Origin of the sequence: Bifidobacterium sp. MSTE12, from assembly GCF_000513015.1 — a bacterium.
GTDB classification, from domain to species: Bacteria; Actinomycetota; Actinomycetes; order Actinomycetales; family Bifidobacteriaceae; genus Bifidobacterium; species Bifidobacterium dentium.
In genome coordinates this window covers 49519-71088 of sequence record NZ_AZYA01000048.1, presented here as the reverse complement: position 1 = coordinate 71088, position 21570 = coordinate 49519, and the positions used below count along the sequence as shown (strand labels likewise).

The window sequence follows — 21570 nt, the reverse complement described above, 5'->3', positions numbered from 1 at the left end:
CTCAATGTCGCTCCTTTTGCATTGGTCCTCTGAACAACGTAGCGTGTCGACCAATCGAGACATGTTCGCGGCACCCGCAGCAAAACGAATGTCAGGCCCGCACATCGCAGGGATTCAGCACGAATCAGCCCACAACCTTCGGCTGCAACCCCATGGACCTGGCCACGGCCGAATCCTGCCCGCACACCTTCAGCCAATTCGCCAGCAACCGGTACCCGTCCTGCGTCATCACCGATTCCGGATGAAACTGCACCGCATACATCGGCAGGTCACGATGCTTGATGCCCTGCACGATATGATCGCCCTGCGTCCAGGCGGTCACCACAAGCTCATCCGGCACGGAATCCGGTTCCACGGCCAGCGAATGGTAACGCGTCGCCGTCATCGGATTGGCCACGCCCTCGAAGATCTCATCATCGATATGCTCCACTTGGCTGGTTTTGCCGTGCATGATGGTCGGCGCATGGCTTACGGTCGCGCCGAACACTTCGGCCAACGCCTGCATGCCCAGGCATACGCCGAACATCGGCTTGCCTTGCACCGCACATAGACGGATCATGCCTTCGCTGGCGCCGGATTCCGCTGGAGTACCCGGTCCGGGGGAGATCAGCACGCCGTCATATTCGTCGATTACGCCGGATGCGGCCGGATCGATCGCATCGTTGCGTACCACGGTCACGGTCGCGCCGAGCGTCTTGAGATAGCCGACAATCGTGTAGACGAAGGAATCGTAGTTGTCTACGACCAGAATGCGTGCGGAATCGGTCATAATGCTCCTATCAACGGTTGAACAGCAGTGTACGTGCGCGAGTCGTCGCATCGCCCCCTGTGTCTCACTACACAGCCGTGTAGTTCGACATCTCCTGCAACATCGGAATGTTCGAAGCCGCCCATGGGAACAGCCATTCGAACGTCGAGGCCGCGGCCGCGAACAGCAACAGCAACAGCAACAGCAACCGAATCGGCAGCACTCCCGGCTGCAATCGCAGCAAGCCGCCGTATATGCTGAAATCGGGTTTCTCACGTTCCCCTGCGTGGATGGCCGCCAACACGGGCCAGCGCCATGCCACCGTGGCCGCGGCGAAAATGACCACATAAGCGGCGAGCGCGCCGAAGATCCATGGCTCTAACGTGGTTATGCCCGAGGCGAACGAAGCTTTCTCGTTGTTGATGAATTTGACCTTGCCGTTGGTGTCGGTGGTGGCGAGTTCCTGTGGAATGCCGTCGGAAACCTTGGCCCAGTAGGAGAATTCGCCGTAGCTGATCCATCGGTGGGTCGGGGTGGAGTATTTCGGTTCGCAGGTGGTCATGGTCAGCATGCGTTTGGTCGGCGTGGCGCCGGGCTCTTCAGGGTTGGAGGAGACGACTTCCACGTCGGTCGGCAGTACGATTTCACTCTTCGTGTAGTGATACACGTACCAGTAATCCTGCGTGCGGATGATGATCGGGTCGCCCTCCTGCAGCTTGTCTACATCGCCGAGCGGCTGCCCGTAGCCGTTGCGATGGCCGGCGAAGGCGAAATTACCGATTTGGCCGGGCATCTGCGAATTCGTGTAGTGTCCGAGACCGTGCTTGTTGAGTTCGGTGAGTGTCGTACCTTCCACGAGATTGCGCTGCCACTGACTGCCGAATCGTGGAATGTAGACCTGAGCGATGAGCTCGCCTTCCTGCGCGTTCTGCGGCTGCACCGGCGGATCGCCCTCCTGAGCCTGGGCGATGGTCACGTTCTCGGCCTTGCCCGGATCCGACCATGATACCGCCTGACGGGTCTCGATCTGCGTATGTTCGGATTGCACACCCGTCCACCACATCTGCCATGCGATGTACAGCGCGCAGACGGCCGCCGCGGTCAGCATGATTTCGGCGAGTACGCCCAGCAATATCCAGATGACGCTTCTTTGGCGTGCCACGACCGGCTTGACGTGCTTCATTACTGATTTCCCTCTTCCGTCTTCTGCTCGGCATCGCCGCTGCTGTCATCGTTCTCGATGACTTTCGCATATTTCAACGGTTGCTGCAACGCATCGGTCGCGTCGAAATGCAGCTTGTCTTTTTTCTCGACCTTCCATCCCAGGCCGAACGCGTTTACATACTGCCGGTAGATGGTGATCTCCTTTGAATCATCCAACGCCTGCTGCATACTGTCGACCGGCCCGATCGCGGAAATCTTGAACGGCGGCGAATATTTCTTGCCCTGCAACAGCAGTACGTTGCCGGAACAGCGTACGGCGGAGCTGAACAGCACGCGTTGATCCATGATCATCATGGATTCCGCGCCGCCGGCCCACAACGCGTTCACCACGGCCTCGACGTCCTGCTGATGTATCACGTAGTCGTTGATATTGGAGGTCGATCCGGACGAGTCGACCATGTTCTTCCACAGCGGCGAATCATCGAGCGTCACTACCAGCCCTGGACCTTCGACGGCAGGCAGCATGGTGCCGACGCCGGCATCCTCACCGTCCTGTGAGTCATCGCCGCTTTCACTGTTCAGCGTTTTGCTCAGGTCATCCACCTTGGAGCTGAGGCCGTCGACTTCCTTGCGCAACGAGTTCACCCTTTTCACCCGTTGCTCCACCAGGTCGGCGGTATCGTTGGAGACCACCACGGAACGGTTCACCCGCAGATTGGTCGCCAGCAGGAATCCGGACAGCATCAATACCAGAAACACCGCGATTCCGGCCACCTTCGACCGTTTCGCGGTATGTCTGCCGGTACGTTTCGCCATGCGGACCTTCCCCTATCGAGTACTGAACGTTTGCTCTGAATTTGAGCAGTTTTACGATGTGAGTTCGCCGCTTTCGAGTCTACCCACTATTATGACTTTTAGCCTATTGAAGGAGACTATGCTGATGGCTGACGAAGAGCTGCACGAAACCACCGCGGACACCCAGGAGGACTGGCAGTCCGAGGCCGCGGAAAGCACGGAAGAGACCACCGACAACGACGCTGTTGCCGAGTCCGCCGAAGATGACGACGATCTTGACATCCCGATGGACCGCGTCGAAGCGGTGCTGAACGCCACCGTCGACAAGGACTCACTGACCCCTCAGATGCAGCGCATGATGAATCGTCAGGCTGAGAACACCCGCCGTGTCGAAGAGACCATCAAGGGCACCAAGTCCAACCCGCGTTGGTTCGTGCCACTGTTCTGCGCACTGATGATCATCGGTCTGATCTGGGCCGTGACCTACTACCTGAGCGGTAGTTATCCGATTCCTAACATCGGCGCATGGAATCTGGCCATCGCCGTTGCCATCATCATGGTCGGATTCCTTATGACCATGTGGTGGCGCTGATCATATCCGCCACGAGAGGGCGTCTGGGCGAGTCCAGACGCCCTTTTGTTATGTCCGGTCATCCTTAGCCGCCCCAAAAACTCCAGCCACTGGAGAAATCATCCCGTTCAAACCCTTCCCAGCGTCCCAATCCATCCAGCCACTGGAAGAATCCTCCCACTACGCGATCACACCTTAACGGTACGTAGCAGAATATGCCCACCGTCTTGGATGGTGGTGCCGAACAAGTAGGTATCGCCTCCATCGGCAAGCTTGAGCTTCTTACGCAACTGCGGCGCTGTGAGCGGAAAATTGCGTACGGCGACATTCGCCCTCCCGACCCCGCTCAGCAACCTCCTCACATCCTTCTTGCCCATGCCTCCAACCGCTTCGATGGCAAACCCGCGCCCTGGAAAATCCGTCACGGGCTCAGCGGCCACAAACAGGTGACTATTCGGTCCGATCTGCGTCACACCATACCGTTCCTCCAGCAGGTCGAAACAGCCGGCTTTCATAATCGATGCATTCGGCTCATACAGATATTCCATCTCCGGCAACGGTGCCGTGCCGATGCCCAACCCACGCGCATACACCGCGGAATCGTAATCAATCCGCTGACCGTCGTTCACGCAATACACATGTGGCGCACGTACGTCATCCTTCGGATGCCTCGTTTCCACGGCGCCATCCAGCACCATCAGCAGTTCCTTGCATTCGTTGCCGGTCGACACGATATGCACTTCACTCACGGCACCGCCAAAATCGGCGATGGCTTTACGCCAGTCAAGCATCGGAGACAGTTTGATCATCGCGAATCGCGCCTTGGCCAGCAGCAAATCACGCAGGGCGAGCACGTTCGGCATGCAGTCCTCGATGGCATACGTACGTGTGCCATGCTCGTCGCGACGTGCAGGATCAATGTAGATCAGCGACACCGGTTGCATCGAACGCAGGTATTCGACACCATCACCGCATATGATTGCCGTTTGGTGCAATCCTAGAACGATCATGTTGTGTGCGGCCAGATCACACAGGTGCGGCTGCCGCTCCACATATGCGGCACGTGCGAAACCGCGCGCAAGGTATGAAAAATCAACGCCGAAGCCACCTGTCAGATCTACCATCGATAGATCGGCGTTCCCCGCTGACGTTGTCACCGAATCCCATTCTTCCGCGTGTTCCGCTTCCGTTATGCCGGCGATGTCCGTTTTGCCGATATCGTCGGAATGCGCCGAATCTCGGGCATTGTCGGCACCGTCGTCAGTACACAGCAGACGATTGACGATTTCGGCTTTATATTGCGCCGTAAACTGCGATGAGCATTGTTCCATGGAAATATGCGGAGGATAGATGATATCGTCACAGTCGGCCCATTCCGGCAGTTTGTTGCGGGCAATCTGCCAACCGGCAATCTGATTGAGTGCTTGCGGCAGGTCCAATCCGTCCACATGTTTGGATTTCAACGCCAACTCGCGTACGTCCTCGTTACGGTGGACCACCACGAACGCACGCGTCTCCGGACTGATCATTGCCTCATGTTCCATACCCGTAATCATAAATGACGGCCTGTCAGCGTTCCTTGTGCAGCGCGCACCGTTATACAGGCATGGTGAGGCAAACAACCCCATATTGCGATGTGAACAACGGTGGATATCTGTGGATGAATGTGGATAGTGCCTATATTTCGTGGTCGATGATTCCTCACACCACGAAATATCGACGTCGCGTTTCCCCATGTTCTGACGTGTGGATAGTGAGTTATCCACCTTATCCACATAGGAAAATCCTTGAAAAATGCCATTTTGTGAATATCTATGTGGATAAATCTAGTGCTTATCCCCGAGTTATCCTCAACCTAGGCCCTACTTATCCACACACTTATTCACAATTGTGGAAAACTACATACATGTAACTTCCCGTCATTCCCCCGTTTCGTTGTGTCACCCATCAAAAATGGCCCCCGACTCACCGAGTCGAAGGCCATTCCTGATGAATCGCAACCATCAATCAGAACAACGCCATATTTACCGGATTGACTACGTTACACAGCAGATCAATCGCAATAATCACAATCCCCATGACCGTCCCGTATATCAGCGTGCGCCGCGGCAGGCTTTTGCCACGCAGAATACGCAACCCCGAGACCAACAGCCATGTGAACATGCCTCCGAATAGGAATCCTCCCAAATGGGCCTGCCAAGCGATATTCGGCATGATAACCGGCATCAGGAAATTGATCAGCATCCAGATCATCATCGACCTGATATCAAGACCAATCCGACGGTAAACCACCAAAATGGCGGCGAAGAGGCCGAACAATGCCCCGGAAGCGCCATATACGGGCGTAATCCAACCGGAAGCGCCTGACAGCACGGCCCAGAGCATCATGCCGGTACCGCCCGCCAATCCGGAAACAGCGTACAGTGCGAGAAACGACCAATGCCCCATCATGCGTTCCAGCACCGGGCCCACGCACCACAGCGTCAGCATGTTGAACAGAATGTGCCACAACGAGTTCGGCTGATGCAGGAACATCGAGGTGATGAAGGTCCACGGTTTGTGAACGGCGGTGGCAGGCATGAGCATGCCGGCGTTCAACATGGCATTGAGTCCGCCCTGCCACACCAGATTCAGCACCGCCTCCACGATCCAAACCACAATGCACACCGCCATGATGCCGGTGGTGATCAAAGGGTCACCATTACGCCAGCGATAGCGCAGGGACCGCGCCGAGAACAAATCCTTGAACGAAGGTGAATCGGGGAACAAGCTGAATCGTTGATATGCCATGCCTTAACTGTACTGGAGCCTGCGGAGCCAACGACTCCCCCGAATGGCTTCACTACGCGGTTTTCTTTTGACACGGCAGGCATTTCCCCGCGCGTAAATCCACCCAATCGTCACATTCCAGGAATTAAGATGGAAGGCAGAGTTGGCTTGAACGAACAGGTCAGCCTGTGTATGGGAAAGGAGCCGTCATGGAGAACAAGTCTTCTAACGGTTGGAAGTTCTTCGCACTGCTCTTCGGAGCTTTGCTTGCAGCTGTCGTCGGTCTGTATATCTACAAGCAGCAGAATCCGGACTATGACCCGTGGGAGGAACCATGGGAGAACAGCTCTTCCCCGGTTGACCTTGGCCTGACCAAGGATACCGCCGAGCCGGAAGCCGAGGCCGAAACCGCTGATCCGGAAGCCGCCTGATCGCTTTCCGACCATTGACTCGTTCAGGTCCGCATCCATGTTGGATGCGGACCTTTTTTATGCCCGGCCCCGTCCGTTTGTCCGATTCTGGAGAATCGGACAACTATGACCCCTCATATGCTGTCCAGTTGTCCGATTCTCCAGAATCGGACAACCGTTTGCACACGATGGGGAACGGTACATCGTTTTTTTCTCGTCACGGTACGCCTCTGCAACGCATGCATATGCCTCACGGGGCCCAAATATAGACAGTCAACGCTTCACAGCCTGTACAGCAGGACCAGTGAGCAACCGGAAGGCGCTCGCTTTGACAAGTACAGTCATCCATCCTCGGATATACCCGCTGGATGGCGCTAGATAGCAAGGGCCGCCGGAGAACAAGTCCTCCGACGGCCCTTCCGTCATCTTGATTCAGGCATCACTCACTTGAGCGGACCGGTCTTCCAGATGCGTTCCAAATAATCCTCGATCGAACGATCGGAGCTGAAGTAGCCGGAGTTCGCCACGTTGATGAGAGCCTTACGGTTCCACTCGAGCGGCTGGGCATACAGGGCTTCGATCTCGGCCTGAATGTCGGTGTAGGCACCGAAATCGGCGAGGGTCATGAACCAATCCTTGGTGAGCCAATCGTGGACGAGGTCCTCGAAAACGATCTTGTCGCCGTTGGAGAAGGTACCGTCGGCAACCATGTCGATGGCGGCCTTGAGGCGCGGATTGGCGTCATAGTACTTCTTCGGGTCGTAACCGGCGGCGTAGAGGGCGTCCACCTCGTCGACGGTCATGCCGAAGAGGAAGAAGTTCTCAGCGCCGACGCGCTCACGGATCTCAACGTTTGCGCCATCAAGGGTGCCGACGGTCATGGCACCGTTAAGTGCGAACTTCATGTTGCCGGTACCGGAGGCTTCCTTGCCGGCCTGGGAGATCTGCTCATCGAGATCGGTGGCCGGGATGAGGTGCTGTGCCAGGCGCACGTTGTAGTTCCACGGGAAGTACACGTTGAGCTTGCCCTTGACCTCCGGATCGTTGTTGACGACACGGGCCACGTTGTTGATGAGCTGGATGGTCTGCTTGGCCAGATAGTAGCCCGGGGCGGCCTTGGCGCCGAACACCACGGTGCGCGGCATGACGTCGTCGGCGGACAGCTTGCCGGACTTGATGTCGGCGTAACGGGCGATCAGAGCCAGGATCTTCAGGGCCTGACGCTTGTACTCGTGCAGACGCTTGACCATGGTGTTGATCATGGTGTTCGGGTCGATGTCGAAGCCATACTCACGCTTGGCATAGTTGGCGAAGTCGACCTTGTTGGCCTGCTTGACGGCGGCGAACTTCTTGACGAATTCGTCATCGGCGGCCAACGGCTCGAGGCCCTTGAGCAATTCGAGGTCGCTCAGCCACTCGTCGGTACCGAGACCCTCAGTGATGAGGTCGGACAGACGCGGGTTGGCCAGCTTGATGAAACGACGGGGGGTCACGCCATTGGTTACGTTGGTGAACTTGTCCGGGTATGCGTCGGAGAAGTTCTTCAGAGTGACGTCCTTCAGGAGCTGGGAATGCAGCTCGGCCACACCGTTGACATGGGAGCCGCCATAGGTGGCGAGATATGCCATGCGCACGGAGTCACCGGTATAGATGGCCATGTCCTTGATGGTCTCGTCGGCAATGCCCTTAGCCTTAAGCTCGGCTTCGAACTGGGCGTTAATCTTCTCGATGATTTCGAGGTGACGCGGCAGCAGTTCGCCGATGAGCTTGGACGGCCATACTTCCAGGGCTTCCGGAAGCAGGGTGTGGCAAGTGTAGTTGAAGGTCTTGTTGGTGATGGTCCAAGCGGTGTCCCAATCGTAGCCGTACTCGTCCATGAGAACGCGCATGAGCTCCGGAATGCCGATGACCGGGTGGGTGTCGTTGAGCTGGAAGGTGATCTTGTCCGCGAACGTGGTCAGATCCGGCTTGTCCTGGCCCGGATAGAAGACGCGGATGGCGTCATGGATGGAGGCGGACACGAAGAAATACTGCTGCTCCAGACGCAGTGCCTTGCCCTGCGGGGTGGAATCTTCCGGATACAGGATCTTGGAGATGTTCTCCGCTTCGACCTGCGGCTTGACGGCGTCAAGATACTCGGACTTATTGAAGGTGAGCAAATCGAACTCGTCGTAGCTCTTGGCTGTCCACAGGCGCAGAGTGTTCACACGGCCGGAGGCATAGCCCGGAACCATGTAGTCGACCGGCACGGCGCGCACGGACCAGGCCGGCTTCCATACCTTCTTGCCGTTCTCCTCGACGACTTCGCCGCCGAAGGAAACCTTCTGGTCACGGTTGTAATCGATATGGCCCCACGGCTCCTCGTTGGCGAGCCAGTAGTCCGGAGTCTCGATCTGCTTGCCGGTCTCGTCGAACTCCTGCTTGAAAATGCCGTACTTGTACTGGATGCCATAACCGAATGCCGGTACGCCCAAGGAAGCAAGGGAATCGATGAAGCAGGCAGCCAGACGACCCAGACCGCCGTTGCCGAGGCCCGGCTCGTATTCGGCGTCGACGACATCCTGCACGGAGAAGCCGAGAGCTTCGACGGCTTCGTTGAACTGTTCGGTCAGGCCGGCGTTGAGCAGCGCGTTGCGCAGCTGTTTGCCCATCAGGAATTCGGCGGACAGGTAGCCGACGGCCTTGGTGTTGCCGTTGACCATGTCGGCCTGGGTCTTCATCCAGGAATCCACGAGATGGCGACGGATCGCCGCCGAAGCTGCGATATACACATCGGCCGGCTTGGCCTGCTCCGGCGTGACGCCCTGCGTGTACTTCAGCTGCTCGCGAATCTCGTCCGCGAATTCGGCCGCGGTAACGGGGGACTTTGGTGCGGTAATTTCGGTCATTGATTGACTCCCTTTGACGGATTACTCTCCCTGAACATTATGCCTTGCCCCAGCGTCCTTGCGTATACGGCAGTATGAACACTTAGTAACACTATGCATACGTTCTCAAATTCAGCATACAACGTAATCATAAAAAGATGAAATTGCAAGTGATTACATAATGGCATTCGTTTGCAAAACACTGCAAAAAACAGTACAAACGATGGTCAGCATCACTTGTAATTTCCCCTCAACACGCCCCTTTTGAATTATGACCACGTTGTCCGCAGACACCCATCTTAGTCGCTTATCAGCGGCAAAATACCGTCTATGGCTGTTATTCGAGAACAGGATCTCAACAAAGGACATGAAGCGTTTGCAAACTGGCTGCAAACGGCAAGGCGCATCATCACCGATCAGATGCCGGCCGACGATATGGGGGCATTTGACTTCAAGCTGAATCTCTCACCGAAACTGCCACGGCAAACATGGGCGATGGCAGTGCGCTACTCGCTGCATCTGCTGGAGAACAAGGCACCCGGCGAAGGCGTGGAAGTACGGGTGGCGCCGTGGGGAGCCATCAAAATATTGGATGGACCGGCTTCGGATCCGCACAATCTCACACCTCCCGACGTCATCGAGCTGGAACCGGACGTGTGGATGCGTCTGGCCACCGGAATCACCAGCTGGTCCGAGGAAAAGGAGGCCGGCCGCATCACCGCCGTCGGCGAACGCGACGACCTGAGCGATCTGCTGCCGCTCGTATAGGCTTGCATAGGATCATAAGGGAGGACATAAGAAAAAGCCGTGGTCGAACAATCATCTTGTTCGACCACGGCTTTTCAAGTGTGTACAAATGCAGTCAGTCCTGCTTCTTCGGCTTCAGCGCACTGGGCACCGGCATCGGGATGGGCTTGTGTGGCTTGGGTGCGGCGGCCTTGGTCACCGGAATCTCACCGCTGGTGGCCTTCGCCGCGGCTTCGGCGGCCCACTTGGCATACTCATCGAGATCATCGGCAGGCTCGGAAAACCACTGCTCATCGTCGGCGGATTCATGTTCGCCGTCCGCATGTTGAGCATATTTGGTTTCGATGTCGGCGAAGGGGTCAAAAGAACCCGAACCGGGCTCCTGTGCACCAAGCTCCTTGGCAAGCTCATCGTAATCGGTGTCGGTGGTCAGGTACTTGAGCTTTCGGGCTATTTTCTGCTGTTTGGCTTTCTGACGTCCGCGGCCCATCTGACCCCCTGAGGATTACTGTGCTATCAATTCATCAAACACGAGAGTACCACTTGTTGAGCCCCGTTTCGTTGTCGGCTCAGACTTTTACGATAAAATCGTTTATTTTCGTAGAAAAAGGACACATGATGACGGACGACACCCAGGAACAGCAGATCACCGCTGCAGGCAATGAAATGAGCGCAAGCTTCCTCGCCGCGAAGAAACGTTCCGACGCGACGCTGGCCAAACTGGAGGAGAATCCGGGCAAGTTCACCATGCTGACCGGCGACCGACCGACCGGCCGCCTGCATCTGGGCCACTACTTCGGATCCATTCGCGAACGCGTGGCCATGCAGAACCGCGGAGTGAACTCCAACATCATCATCGCCGACTATCAGGTGATCACCGACCGCGACACCACCGAGCACATCGAGGACAACGTGCTCAACCTGGTGCTCGACTACATGGCCGCCGGCATCGACCCGAACAAGACCATGATCTTCACGCATTCCGCCGTCCCATCCGAGAACCAACTCATGCTGCCGTTCCTGTCGCTGGTCACAGAAGCCGAACTGCACCGCAACCCGACCGTGAAGTCCGAGATGGAAGCCTCCGGCCACGCACTGACCGGCCTGCTGCTCACCTACCCGGTGCATCAGGCATGCGACATTCTCTTCTGCAAGGCGAACGTGGTCCCAATTGGCAAAGACAACCTGCCGCACGTCGAGATCACCCGCACCATCGCCCGTCGCTTCAACGAACGCTACGCCAAGAAGCATCCTGTGTTCCCCGAGCCGGCCGCGATCCTGTCCGAGGCGCCGGAGATCCCGGGTCTGGACGGCCGCAAGATGAGCAAGTCCTATGGCAATTCCATCATGCTGGGCGCCACCGCCGAGGAAACCACCAAGCTGATCAAGAAGAGCCCAACCGATTCCGAGCGACGCATCACCTTCGATCCGATTGCCCGCCCGCAGGTTTCCGCACTGCTGACCACCGCCGGCCTGGTGACCGGACGTGATCCGAAGGAGATCGCCGAAGAGATCGGCGATTCCGGTGCAGGTGCGCTGAAACAGTACGTGATCGAGTCCGTGAACGAGTTCCTGGCACCACACCGTGAACGCCGTGCCGAGCTGGCCAAGGACATGGATTCCATCCGCGACATCCTGCATGATGGCAACAAGCGTGCGAACGAAATCGCTGACGAAACGCTGGAGCAGGTACGCGAGGCCATGGGCATGCGTTACTGAGACGCCAACAAACAGAAGATGCCGGATCGTGAATTCACGATCCGGCATCTTCATATCTGCACTATAGATGGCGGATGGTTACAGGAACCAAGCAGTTAGGGGGTATATATCGCGCGAGTATTCGCCCTCAAGGTTGTTGCATCCGCCATCTATAACGCAGATAGAAGAAATATGCGTTTACATCTGCGCGCGACGCTCCCCCGCCGCGATTTCAGCGGCGACCAGATCGTCATCGACCTTACGATCGTTCGGATCGTCAAGATAATGATCGAATTCGTACAGCACTTCTGCGCTCGGCGCCGGTGTGAGCAATGAGACCACCACGATGCACAGCAGTGAAACGATGAAGGCCGGCAGTAGCTCGTAGATGGCGAACACGCCGCCGATCGGCTTGATGAAATTGTGCCAGATGAGCACCATCGCGGTGCCAGAAATCATGCCGGCAATGGCACCATACTTGTTGGTACGGCGCCAATACAGCGCAGTCAGCATCAGCGGGCCGAACGATGCTCCAAGGCCGGCCCAAGCGTACGAAACGACTTGGAAGATCGAAGAGTTCTGGTCGAAGGCGACCACGATGCCGAAGAGGAACATGACCAGCAGCGTGATGCGCGCCACCATCATGACCTGCCGATCGGTGGCCTTGCGATGGAGCAGTCCACGGAAGATGTTCTCGCCGACTGCGGAGGCGCCGATGATCATATAGCTCGACGAGGAGCTCATGGATGCGGCGAAGATGCCGGATACGACGACGCCGCACATAAAGCTCGGCAACAGTGCCTGAGCCACCACGATGAAGATGTTTTCGGCGGCGGCCTGCGTAGCGAACTGTGTCGGCATCATGGCACGGCCGACCAGGCCGATGCACACGCCGCATGCAAGTGAAATCACACACCATGTGGTGGCGATGATACGGGACTTCTTGATTTCCTCGGAACTGCGGATGGACAGGAAGCGCACGAGCACCTGCGGCATGCCGAAGTAACCCAAGCCCCACGCCAGCATGGAGATCATGGTGATCACACCGTAGTCGGTTGGCGCACCGAACATGGCCTGCCCGGCCTTGACGATCTGTTCGCCGGCATCGTTGAGGACCGGCGTGGCCATCTGTGTGCCGTCCAGGAAGCCCGGAATGGCCTTCAGGAAGGCCACGGTGTTGTCGACACCACCCGCGGAGGCCACTGAGCCCACGAAGACCACAGCCAGCGCGAAGAACATGAGCAGGCCTTGGATGAAGTCGGTCACCACCACGGACAGGTAGCCGCCGATGACGGTATAGGCGAACACGACGGCCGCGCCGATCACCATGGTCAGATGGTAGTCCCAGCCGAACAACGTGGAGAACAGTTTGCCGACGGTCACGAAGCAGCTGCCGACATACACGCAGAAGAACACGAGGATGATGAGCGCGGAAATCGTGGAGACGATGTTCTTCCTATCGTGGAAACGTTTGGAGAAGAAGTCTGGGATGGTGATGGCATCACCGGCGACCACCGAATAGCGACGTAGACGTCGGGCCACGAGTTTCCAATTCAGATAGGTGCCGATGGCCAGGCCCAACGCCGTCCATAACGGATCGGCGGCACCGGTGAAGTAGGCGACGCCCGGCAATCCCATGAGCAGCCAGCCGCTCATATCGGAGGCTTCGGCGCTTAGAGCCGTCAGCCACGGACCGACGCCACGACCACCCGCGAAGTACTGGCGTGTGGATGAGTTGGACCGCTTGGAATAGACGAATCCGATGATGAGCATGGCCACGAAATAGATGACCATGGCCAGCAGTACCCAGAAATCTTTGGAGACCACGTGCCTCTCCCTCTTAACAATGTGTGCTTTTGGTAACCTCTTGACTGAGTATCACACGCCGCCGCAACATTGCATCCCAGAGCGAGAGCATTAATGCGTGATCCTCCGATGGCAGGACCTCAGATGTCGTAACGCCAGGACTTGTCGGTTATCACTCGTGCCATCGCAAGTCCGATCGGCAGGCAGAGAATCACCATGAAGGCCCTGAATGCCCAATCCAACGCATTCAGCGTATCGAACTGGCCGAGATGGAACATGGCCTGATACATGTATAGGCCGGGCACCATGATCACGATGGACGGTACAGTCAGGCAGATGCGCGGATAGCCAAGATGCGGGGCCAGCAGGCCATGATGCACTGCGGAGCGCCATGCGGAGGCCAGCAGACCGGCAAGCAGCGCACCGATGAAGGCGCCGGCTTCGGCGGGAATGCCCATGTCGACGATTTCCAGACGCAGGGTGTCGGTGATCATGCCGATGGTCGCGGCGACCAGACACATACGCTGCGGGGAGTTGAACATTACGGAGAATCCCCATACGCCGATGAACGCGAACACCATGCGTAGCAGGCAGTTGATTATGGGATCGAGGCCGAGAGGCTCGAATCCCTGCGGATTCAGATGCACGATGGAGGCGACCATCCATCCCGCCAATGTGGCCATCAGAATGATGCAGAACACATAGGTGATGCGCTGCACGCCTGACGGGAAGTCGATCTTCGCCATATCAAGGCCGCCGGTAATCAGTGGGAAGCCTGGGATCACGAACAGCATGGCACCTATGTAGGCGGTGTCGTGCTGCAGCGCTATCGGGTTGAACAGCCCGATCAGTCGCAATGTGCCGGTGCAGGCGAGCGCCGCGACGGCCACGCATACGAAGGTCACGAAGAATTGGTTGAGATGATGGGCGAACAGACGCCGACGCAGCCAATGGCCGAGACCGGCACCGATGAAGGCGCCGACCATGTCGAAGGGGCCGCCGCCGAGCAAAAACACGAAGGATGCGCAGGCGCAGGCCGAGGCGAATCCGGCGAATGCCGGGGAATAAAGCGGCTTGCGATGTTCGATCATGTCGAGTCGCTCGTGCGCCTGGCGCACGGTGATGCCTGCCTGGTCGTCCTCGGCCTTGCCTACATGGTCGAAATGCTGTGCGTACTGGCCTTTCGGCGGTTTGTGATGGCGGTCCTTGAATCGTCCGTGTGCCGCATCCTGCCACTGTGCCGAATTGGCGTGGTCGGAACGATATTCGGCCTCTTCGATGTCGCGTAGGTGCAACGGGTGCGCGAGCGATTCTTCGTCCTTGGCACGTTCCGTCACCATCTCCAGCGCGTCGAGTACCGGATCGTCGGAACCTTCCTGATTCTGTTCGGCCTTCTGCTGTTCCTTGAGTTTCTTCGACAGTTCCGCGGAGACCTGCGAGGCGTCCTTCTTGTCGAGATGTTGCATCAGCCCTTCGGAAACACCGGATTGGCTGTGATACATGGAACCCTTGCCGAGATTGACGTTGAACCAGTCGGCGAAGTGTTCAAGCAGCCAGATGCGTTCGGTGTTGACGCCGGTGGTCGGCAGGTCGATGACTTCCGTGATGCGGTCCTTGCCATCGGTGCAGGAGGCTTCGATGTCGGTGAGATTCACGTCCGCCCGTACGTGAACGCCGAGCGGATAGGCGATGCGATGCATCATTTCGCGCACGCGGAAGCTTCCCGTACCTGCGCCCAGATCGAGCATGCCGACGCGTACGATCACACTTGCCTTGGCTGCGATGCCGGCTTCGGTAACCGGCTTGTCCCAGTCACGTTCGATGTCCTCCATGTCGAGAGGAATGGAATGAGTATGGAATTTGCTGACGGCCTTCGCACTGTTTTCAGCGTTCTCGTCATGTTGATGTTCTGAGCTCACACCATTCAGGTCTAGCGCGGGGACTGGCCGCAGGTTTTTCTTTCGCTCCCCCGATTTCATTTTTCGGACATTCATTGCCCGGAATACGGACAGATCACACGGGTTCGTAATACAAGTGTCGATTACGCACGCCTACAATGTTCACGCATTACTTAACCAAACTTAGGGCTGTGGGCTCGCAACAGACGGCCAAAACAATCGCGGAGGAGCCGCGAAGGACCGACAGACCGAGCAACCCGATGGTTTGGAGAAGGAGGTCTGATGACAACCAACGATCAACAGATCACGCCAGCGGACGCGGCCATCGTCTCGTCCGGCACCGGAACCAAGGGTCCCGAAGAGCGCGATCTTCCAGCATCTCTCAAAGAGGAAATGGATCTGTGCCTGCAGATTCTTCGCGAAGTCCTCGGCGAATTCGACGAACAGCTGTTGGCAAGCTTCGATGAAGTTCGTGGCTATGCCCTGAACGCCAGCGCCGAACGCTTCGCCGGCATTCTGACGGACACCAACCCCGATCAGGACGATCTGCAGAACGTGGTCAACACCGTCGACAAGCTGGACATGCATGACGCCCAGCTGCTGGCTCGTGCATTCGCAACATATTTCCATCTGGCCAACCTGTGTGAGGAGAACTACCGAGTCTCCGTACTGCACAAGCGCGAAACCGCCGTGGACGAGAACCAGGCCGTCGATCCGGTGAACGAAATGACCGGCGCCTATCATCAGCTCATCAACGAGCTGGGTCCGGCCAAGGCCAGGGATCTGCTTGACAAGCTCGAGTTCCACCCGGTGTTCACCGCACATCCGACCGAGGCGCGCCGTAAGGCCGTGGAAGGCAAGATCCGCCGCATCTCCCGCCTGCTTGAGGCGCATAAGCTGCTCGGCGGCTCGGACAAGAAGGAAAATTCCCGCCGTCTGTTCAATGAGATCGACGCCTTGTTCCGCACTTCCCCGATCGCGCTGAAGAAGCCGACCCCTGTCGAGGAAGCGGATACGATTCTCGACATCTTCGACAACACGCTGTTCTATACCATTCCCCAGGTCTACCGTCGTTTCGACGATTGGGTGCTTGGCGACAAGGCCGGCTTGGTTCCGCCGATGTGCCCGGCGTTCTTCCATCCGGGAAGCTGGATCGGTTCCGACCGCGACGGCAACCCGAATGTCACCGCCAAGGTAAGCCGTCAGGTGGCCCGCAAGTTCAGCGATCATGTGCTGGGCGCACTGGAGATTGAGACCCGCACCGTCGGCAAGAACCTGACGATGGAGGCCGGCACCACTCCGCCAAGCGACGAGCTCAAGAGCCTGTGGAACCACCAGAAGGAGATGAGCGAGAGGCTCACCGACAAGGCCGCCCTGATTTCCACCAAGGAAATGCATCGCGCCGTCATGCTGGTCATGGCCGACCGTCTGCACTACACCATCGAGCGGGACGCCGACCTGATGTACCACTCCTGCGATGAATTCCTGGAGGATCTGAAGATCGTCCAGCGTTCCCTGGCTGCGGCCAACGCCAAGCGTTCCGCTTACGGCCCGGTGCAGGATCTGATCTGGCAGACGGAAACCTTCGGCTTCCATATGGTCGAGATGGAGTTCCGTCAGCATTCCGTGGTGCATTCGCGCGCGCTGGAAGACATCCGCGAGCATGGTCTGCACGGCGAACGTGGACCGCTGCAGCCGATGACCCACGAGGTGCTCGACACCTTCCGTGCGCTCGGCGCCATCCAGAAGCGCAATGGCATCAAGGCCGCCCGCCGTTACATCATCTCCTTCACCAAGAGCGCCCAGAACATCAAGGACGTGTATGAGCTGAACCGCCTTGCGTTCTCCCATCCCGAGGATGTTCCGACCATCGACGTGATTCCGCTGTTCGAACAGCTCGAGGATCTGCAGAACTCGGTGGACGTGCTCGAAGACATGATCAAGATCCCGGAGGTACAGGCCCGTCTGAAGGCCACCGGCGGCAAGCTCGAAGTCATGCTCGGCTACTCCGACTCCTCGAAGGACGCCGGCCCGACCTCTGCGACGCTGGCCCTGCACTCCGCACAGGAGCGTATCGCCAAGTGGGCGGAATCGCACGACATCGACCTGACCCTGTTCCACGGCCGCGGCGGCGCCGTCGGCCGTGGTGGCGGCCCGGCCAACCGTGCCGTGCTCGCACAGCCGGTCGGCTCCGTAAAGTGCCGTTTCAAGCTCACCGAACAAGGCGAGGTCATCTTCGCACGCTACGGCAACCCGGCGCTGGCCATCCGCCACGTGGAATCCGTCGCAGCTGCGACGTTGCTGCAGTCCGCTCCGAGCGTGGAGAAGCGCAACACCGACATGACCGAGAAGTATGCGGACATGGCGAACAAGCTCGACGAGGCCGCGCATAACCGCTTCCTCGACCTGCTCAATACGCCGGATTTCGCCCCGTGGTTCTCCACCGTCACGCCGCTTACCGAAATCGGCCTGCTACCAATCGGTTCCCGCCCTGCCAAGCGTGGTCTCGGTGCCAAGTCCCTCGATGATTTGCGCACCATTCCGTGGATCTTCTCTTGGGCGCAGGCACGCATCAATTTGGCCGCATGGTATGGTCTCGGCACCGCATGCGAGCAGTTCGGCGACCTTAAGACCCTGCGTCGGGCATACGAGGAATGGCCGCTGTTCTCGACGTTCATCGACAACATCGAGATGTCGCTGGCCAAGACCGACGAACGCATCGCCAAGATGTATCTGGCTCTCGGCGACCGTGAAGACCTCAATAAGAAGGTGCTTGACGAGATGGAGCTCACCCGCGAATGGGTGCTCAAGATCGTCGGCGATGAGTGGCCGTTGCAGCACCGCCACGTGCTCGGTCAGGCCATCCGCATCCGCTCGCCGTATGTGGACGCGCTATCCGTTACCCAGGTGCTCGCCCTCGGCTCGCTGCGCAAGCAGGTGGACAAGGAAGAACTGACCCACGGTCAGCAGGAGAATTACACCTACTTGATCCTGTGCACTGTTTCGGGCGTTGCTGCAGGCCTGCAGAACACCGGCTGATTCACGCTCCAGATCCCTTGGAAGCCCTCGCCCATCCAACCGGACGAGGGCTTCTTGCATTCGGGGGCATGACTCGCTTCCCGGGGTAGCATTGAGATGGAGACAAGGAGGTTTCCATGAAACGTGTGCATCCCGCGGCGCAGGCGGGAAAACGTACAACCACAATCATCGCAATCATTCTCATATCCGCACTGGCGGTGACGGGTGCTGCAATCACTCACGGTCTGGGTATGTGGGGCACGAAACCCGCAACTGTGGCAACGTCTGCGAGCACGAAGACCAAGACATCACAGCCACAGGCAAAGCAATCCTCGCAATCGCAAGAGCAGACGAACAAGCAGGCCACACCATCCGAGACCGAATCGCCGTCACCGGAACCAGCGTTGCATGTGGAGGCGCAATCATACGAATTCGACATGCCGGAGTACTGGCGGGACCGTGTCACGGCGCATGTGGACGGCGATACCGTAACGCTGCTGTCCAAGGCCTATCCGGACATGGATCATCCGATCTGCAATATCCGCGTCGCCAATGGCGAGAAACCGATAGCTATGGGCGATATAGGTAGCTCCGCCATCGGTTGGGTACCGATGACGTCCGCCCAGCATATCGAAGTGTGGGCATACCGGTATCCGGTCATCGCGGCATCGCCAGGCAGCGACATTTCACCGCAAACAGATGCGAAGTATGCGGATCTCACCGACCTGCAGTCCGGAGGCACGGTGGACTACGCCAGCGTCAAGGACAGACTGGTATCAACCGACATGCGTGACGTTGAAGGCCTCTTCCCCATAGACACATGGCTCACCAACAACCTTATCGACGTCATCAAGGTGAAATAACGCATATGGCAAACAAACGGCCAGTCCGAACCGTATGATGTTCCTAGCCTAAACAATGGAGGTCACATCAATGGCGGATGACGAACTGTTTGTGGACCAGAATGACGTCGAGGGCACGGCAAGCGGCGTATGGAGCCGCATGCTGGCCGGCAATCGCAGATTCGCGGAAGGCAGGCCGGAACATCCAAACCGCAGCGCCGAGGCGCGTGAGGCGCTCATCGACACGCATGAGCCAGACGCGGCCGTGCTATGTTGCTCCGACGCACGCGTAAGTCCCGATATCATCTTCGACGCAGGTATCGGCGATCTGTTCACCGTACGCACCGCGGGCCAAGTCATCGACAACGCTGTGATCGCTTCCTTGGACTACGCGGTGGACGTACTCGGCGTACGTCTGCTGGTAGTGCTCGGCCACCAGAATTGCGGTGCGATCAAACAGGCCGTCAAGGAATACGACGCCCTGTTGCACAATCTGACCGCCAGTGCCGAGGATTCGCTCATGGCAGCCGACAGCGTCGCCGATCTTGACGAACGCATCATGAATGCCGATTCGATTATGCTGCGCACCGTCGGCTTCTCCATCTGGCAGGCGCACGAATCGGAGCTCGAATCCAATGAGGATTTCGAACGCGTACACATTGCACGCACCATCGAACAGTTGGTCGAGCACTCCGAATCGATTCAGCAGGCACTCGCCTCCGACCGACTCATGATCGTCGGCGCCCGCTATCAGCTGGACTCCGGCAAGGTGGAGGTGCTGAGCTTCTGAAATGACGTTTGACATGCCGTTGCTTTAGATTGGAAGCATGTCACTTGGCTTGAACATCCTGCTGATCTTCATCTTCCTACTGCTTGGATCCGTATTCGCCGGCACCGAACTTGCGTTGGTGAGCCTGCGTGGGTCGCAGATCGACCAGATGGAACAGGAAGACGCTCGAGGCAAGCGGGTGGCGCAGATCGCACGCGATCCGAACACGTTTCTGTCGACCGTACAGATCGGCGTGACGCTGTCCGGCTTTCTGTCCGCATCGTTCGGCGAATCCTCGATAGCGCCGTATATCGTACCGGTCGTCGAAGGTTGGGGCGTGCCGAAAAGCGTGGCCGCTCCCCTGACCACCATCGTGCTGACGCTGATCATCTCATATTGTTCGATCGTCATCTCCGAACTGGTGCCGAAACGCATCGCCATGCAACGCAACGAACAGATCGCACGGGCCGTGGTGCCGGCCATCCATGTGTTCGCAAAGGTCTGCAAGCCGATCATCTGGCTGATTGGCAAGAATACGAACGGCATCGTGCGATTGCTCGGCTTCGACCCGAATGAGACCGACAGCGAGGTTTCCGATGAGGAGCTGCGCGTGCTCGTCAACACCAACACCAATCTCAGCAAGGACGAACGCACCATTCTCGACGACGTATTCGATGCTTCCGAAACGATTGTGGCCGAAGTCATGCGTCCTCGTGCCGACGTGGTCTTCCTGGACGGCAGCATGCCGATTGGCGAAGCAGCCGCCTATGTACGCGAAATGCCGTATTCCCGCTACCCCGTGACCGGCAAGGATTTCGACGACGTACTCGGTTTCGTGCATGTGCGCGACCTGCTCGACATCCGCGATCCGGAAGCGAAGATCGTAGCCGACGTGACGCGCGAGGGCATCTCCCTGCCGGGCACTTCCAAACTGCTGCCAAGTCTCGAACTGCTACGCAAGCGCGGTATCCATCTGGCGGTCGTCATCGACGAATATGGCGGCACCGACGGCATCGTCACGCTGGAAGACATGACCGAGGAGCTTGTCGGCGACATCCGCGACGAATACGATCTGCCCGAGGAGAAGGGCGGCGAACGCACCGAACGCACCGCATTCGTGAACGGCGTGGCCACCATCGAGGGCGGTATGACGATTGAGGATTTCGCCGATCTGACCGGCATCGAACTGGAAGATGGCCCCTATGAGACGGTAGCCGGCTATTTTCTCGCACATACCGGCAAAATGGGCGAGGTCGGCGACGTACTCACCTCCGATGACGGCTACGACATGACCATCACCAATGTGGACGGCCGACGCATCGAAACCATCGAGGTACGCCGTCATACCGACAACGAGTAGGCCGTCCCTCTGCCTTCGGCTTACAGACTATCCAGCACCTTCCGCCTTTTCTAGACTTGAATTGCGCACACCGTATGCACGCAATCCCATTGAACGGAAGGACAGCGA

17 protein-coding genes are annotated in these 21570 nt (G+C 58.0%); 8 read left to right on the top strand and 9 right to left on the bottom strand.

The window, feature by feature from the left end; genetic code table 11:
• Positions 1-124: 124 nt before the first annotated feature.
• The 3 genes from HMPREF1494_RS10885 to HMPREF1494_RS10875 all read right to left on the bottom strand — a co-directional run bounded on the left by HMPREF1494_RS10885 (position 125) and on the right by HMPREF1494_RS10875 (position 2728).
• Positions 125-769: an anthranilate synthase component II gene (locus tag HMPREF1494_RS10885; RefSeq protein ID WP_034523001.1), complete on the bottom strand. Its 645-nt coding sequence runs from the start codon at positions 767-769 to the stop codon at positions 125-127.
• A gap of 67 nt (positions 770-836) precedes the next feature.
• Positions 837-1931, bottom strand: coding sequence for a class E sortase (locus HMPREF1494_RS10880; RefSeq protein ID WP_034522999.1), 1095 nt, complete (start codon positions 1929-1931; stop codon positions 837-839).
• Positions 1931-2728, bottom strand: a complete 798-nt coding sequence (locus HMPREF1494_RS10875) for a DUF881 domain-containing protein (RefSeq protein WP_034522997.1) — start codon at positions 2726-2728, stop codon at positions 1931-1933. Before HMPREF1494_RS10875 ends, HMPREF1494_RS10880 begins: the two co-directional genes overlap by 1 nt.
• Before the next feature lie 118 nt (positions 2729-2846).
• On the opposite strand from HMPREF1494_RS10875, the gene crgA reads away from it, so the two are divergent.
• Positions 2847-3299 carry a cell division protein CrgA gene (gene crgA / locus HMPREF1494_RS10870; RefSeq protein WP_003844797.1) on the top strand — a complete coding sequence of 151 codons (453 nt, stop codon included), beginning with the start codon at positions 2847-2849 and terminating at the stop codon, positions 3297-3299.
• A 167-nt stretch (positions 3300-3466) separates the two neighbouring features.
• On the opposite strand, the gene HMPREF1494_RS10865 is transcribed toward crgA, so the two are convergent.
• Both HMPREF1494_RS10865 and HMPREF1494_RS10860 read right to left on the bottom strand, forming a co-directional pair.
• Entirely contained in the window at positions 3467-4822 is a 1356-nt protein-coding gene (locus HMPREF1494_RS10865; RefSeq protein WP_416335615.1) for a THUMP-like domain-containing protein, read from the bottom strand.
• A gap of 463 nt (positions 4823-5285) precedes the next feature.
• Positions 5286-6068, bottom strand: a complete 783-nt coding sequence (locus HMPREF1494_RS10860) for a rhomboid family intramembrane serine protease (protein ID WP_034522989.1) — start codon at positions 6066-6068, stop codon at positions 5286-5288.
• Positions 6069-6256: 188 nt separating this feature from the next.
• On the opposite strand from HMPREF1494_RS10860, the gene HMPREF1494_RS10855 reads away from it, so the two are divergent.
• Positions 6257-6478, top strand: a complete 222-nt coding sequence (locus HMPREF1494_RS10855; RefSeq protein ID WP_003838067.1) for a hypothetical protein — start codon at positions 6257-6259, stop codon at positions 6476-6478.
• Positions 6479-6900: 422 nt separating this feature from the next.
• On the opposite strand, the gene HMPREF1494_RS10850 is transcribed toward HMPREF1494_RS10855, so the two are convergent.
• Positions 6901-9345 (bottom strand): glycogen/starch/alpha-glucan phosphorylase, encoded by a 2445-nt coding sequence (locus HMPREF1494_RS10850; protein ID WP_034522985.1) that lies wholly within the window; start codon positions 9343-9345, stop codon positions 6901-6903.
• Positions 9346-9654: 309 nt separating this feature from the next.
• On the opposite strand from HMPREF1494_RS10850, the gene HMPREF1494_RS10845 reads away from it, so the two are divergent.
• Positions 9655-10092 (top strand): sterol carrier family protein, encoded by a 438-nt coding sequence (locus HMPREF1494_RS10845; protein ID WP_034522982.1) that lies wholly within the window; start codon positions 9655-9657, stop codon positions 10090-10092.
• Between the two features lie 94 nt (positions 10093-10186).
• Here the strand turns inward: HMPREF1494_RS10845 and HMPREF1494_RS10840 are convergent, their stop codons facing one another.
• Positions 10187-10561 (bottom strand): DUF3073 domain-containing protein, encoded by a 375-nt coding sequence (locus tag HMPREF1494_RS10840; RefSeq protein ID WP_034522978.1) that lies wholly within the window; start codon positions 10559-10561, stop codon positions 10187-10189.
• A 125-nt stretch (positions 10562-10686) separates the two neighbouring features.
• Between HMPREF1494_RS10840 and trpS the strand changes: the two genes are divergently transcribed.
• A complete protein-coding gene (gene trpS / locus HMPREF1494_RS10835; protein ID WP_003838075.1) occupies positions 10687-11790 on the top strand; it encodes a tryptophan--tRNA ligase in 1104 nt (367 codons plus the stop codon).
• A 177-nt stretch (positions 11791-11967) separates the two neighbouring features.
• On the opposite strand, the gene HMPREF1494_RS10830 is transcribed toward trpS, so the two are convergent.
• Both HMPREF1494_RS10830 and HMPREF1494_RS10825 read right to left on the bottom strand, forming a co-directional pair.
• Complete coding sequence (locus tag HMPREF1494_RS10830) at positions 11968-13563, bottom strand: sodium/proline symporter (protein WP_155807196.1); 1596 nt, start codon at positions 13561-13563, stop codon at positions 11968-11970.
• Positions 13564-13715: 152 nt separating this feature from the next.
• Positions 13716-15569, bottom strand: a complete 1854-nt coding sequence (locus HMPREF1494_RS10825) for a threonine/serine ThrE exporter family protein (protein WP_034522969.1) — start codon at positions 15567-15569, stop codon at positions 13716-13718.
• A gap of 186 nt (positions 15570-15755) precedes the next feature.
• On the opposite strand from HMPREF1494_RS10825, the gene HMPREF1494_RS10820 reads away from it, so the two are divergent.
• From HMPREF1494_RS10820 to HMPREF1494_RS10805, 4 genes are all read left to right on the top strand, one after another.
• Positions 15756-18512, top strand: a complete 2757-nt coding sequence (locus HMPREF1494_RS10820) for a phosphoenolpyruvate carboxylase (protein ID WP_034522966.1) — start codon at positions 15756-15758, stop codon at positions 18510-18512.
• A gap of 116 nt (positions 18513-18628) precedes the next feature.
• Positions 18629-19354, top strand: a complete 726-nt coding sequence (locus HMPREF1494_RS10815) for a hypothetical protein (protein ID WP_034522961.1) — start codon at positions 18629-18631, stop codon at positions 19352-19354.
• 70 nt (positions 19355-19424) lie between these two features.
• Positions 19425-20123, top strand: coding sequence for a carbonic anhydrase (locus HMPREF1494_RS10810; RefSeq protein WP_012901767.1), 699 nt, complete (start codon positions 19425-19427; stop codon positions 20121-20123).
• 37 nt (positions 20124-20160) lie between these two features.
• Entirely contained in the window at positions 20161-21462 is a 1302-nt protein-coding gene (locus tag HMPREF1494_RS10805) for a hemolysin family protein (protein WP_034522958.1), read from the top strand.
• Positions 21463-21570: the final 108 nt, after the last annotated feature.

What these genes read in the sequence shown, in the direction of transcription:
- HMPREF1494_RS10850 (WP_034522985.1), bottom strand. Translation starts at nt 9,345, where the DNA reads ATGACCGAAATTACCGCACCAAAGTCCCCCGTTACCGCGGCCGAATTC.
- HMPREF1494_RS10805 (WP_034522958.1), top strand. Translation starts at nt 20,161, where the DNA reads ATGTCACTTGGCTTGAACATCCTGCTGATCTTCATCTTCCTACTGCTT.
- HMPREF1494_RS10830 (WP_155807196.1), bottom strand. Translation starts at nt 13,563, where the DNA reads ATGGTCATCTATTTCGTGGCCATGCTCATCATCGGATTCGTCTATTCC.
- HMPREF1494_RS10865 (WP_416335615.1), bottom strand. Translation starts at nt 4,822, where the DNA reads ATGGAACATGAGGCAATGATCAGTCCGGAGACGCGTGCGTTCGTGGTG.
- trpS (WP_003838075.1), top strand. Translation starts at nt 10,687, where the DNA reads ATGATGACGGACGACACCCAGGAACAGCAGATCACCGCTGCAGGCAAT.
- HMPREF1494_RS10880 (WP_034522999.1), bottom strand. Translation starts at nt 1,931, where the DNA reads ATGAAGCACGTCAAGCCGGTCGTGGCACGCCAAAGAAGCGTCATCTGG.
- HMPREF1494_RS10820 (WP_034522966.1), top strand. Translation starts at nt 15,756, where the DNA reads ATGACAACCAACGATCAACAGATCACGCCAGCGGACGCGGCCATCGTC.
- HMPREF1494_RS10810 (WP_012901767.1), top strand. Translation starts at nt 19,425, where the DNA reads ATGGCGGATGACGAACTGTTTGTGGACCAGAATGACGTCGAGGGCACG.
- HMPREF1494_RS10885 (WP_034523001.1), bottom strand. Translation starts at nt 769, where the DNA reads ATGACCGATTCCGCACGCATTCTGGTCGTAGACAACTACGATTCCTTC.
- HMPREF1494_RS10860 (WP_034522989.1), bottom strand. Translation starts at nt 6,068, where the DNA reads ATGGCATATCAACGATTCAGCTTGTTCCCCGATTCACCTTCGTTCAAG.
- HMPREF1494_RS10875 (WP_034522997.1), bottom strand. Translation starts at nt 2,728, where the DNA reads ATGGCGAAACGTACCGGCAGACATACCGCGAAACGGTCGAAGGTGGCC.
- HMPREF1494_RS10855 (WP_003838067.1), top strand. Translation starts at nt 6,257, where the DNA reads ATGGAGAACAAGTCTTCTAACGGTTGGAAGTTCTTCGCACTGCTCTTC.
- HMPREF1494_RS10845 (WP_034522982.1), top strand. Translation starts at nt 9,655, where the DNA reads ATGGCTGTTATTCGAGAACAGGATCTCAACAAAGGACATGAAGCGTTT.
- HMPREF1494_RS10840 (WP_034522978.1), bottom strand. Translation starts at nt 10,561, where the DNA reads ATGGGCCGCGGACGTCAGAAAGCCAAACAGCAGAAAATAGCCCGAAAG.
- HMPREF1494_RS10825 (WP_034522969.1), bottom strand. Translation starts at nt 15,569, where the DNA reads ATGAATGTCCGAAAAATGAAATCGGGGGAGCGAAAGAAAAACCTGCGG.
- crgA (WP_003844797.1), top strand. Translation starts at nt 2,847, where the DNA reads ATGCTGATGGCTGACGAAGAGCTGCACGAAACCACCGCGGACACCCAG.
- HMPREF1494_RS10815 (WP_034522961.1), top strand. Translation starts at nt 18,629, where the DNA reads ATGAAACGTGTGCATCCCGCGGCGCAGGCGGGAAAACGTACAACCACA.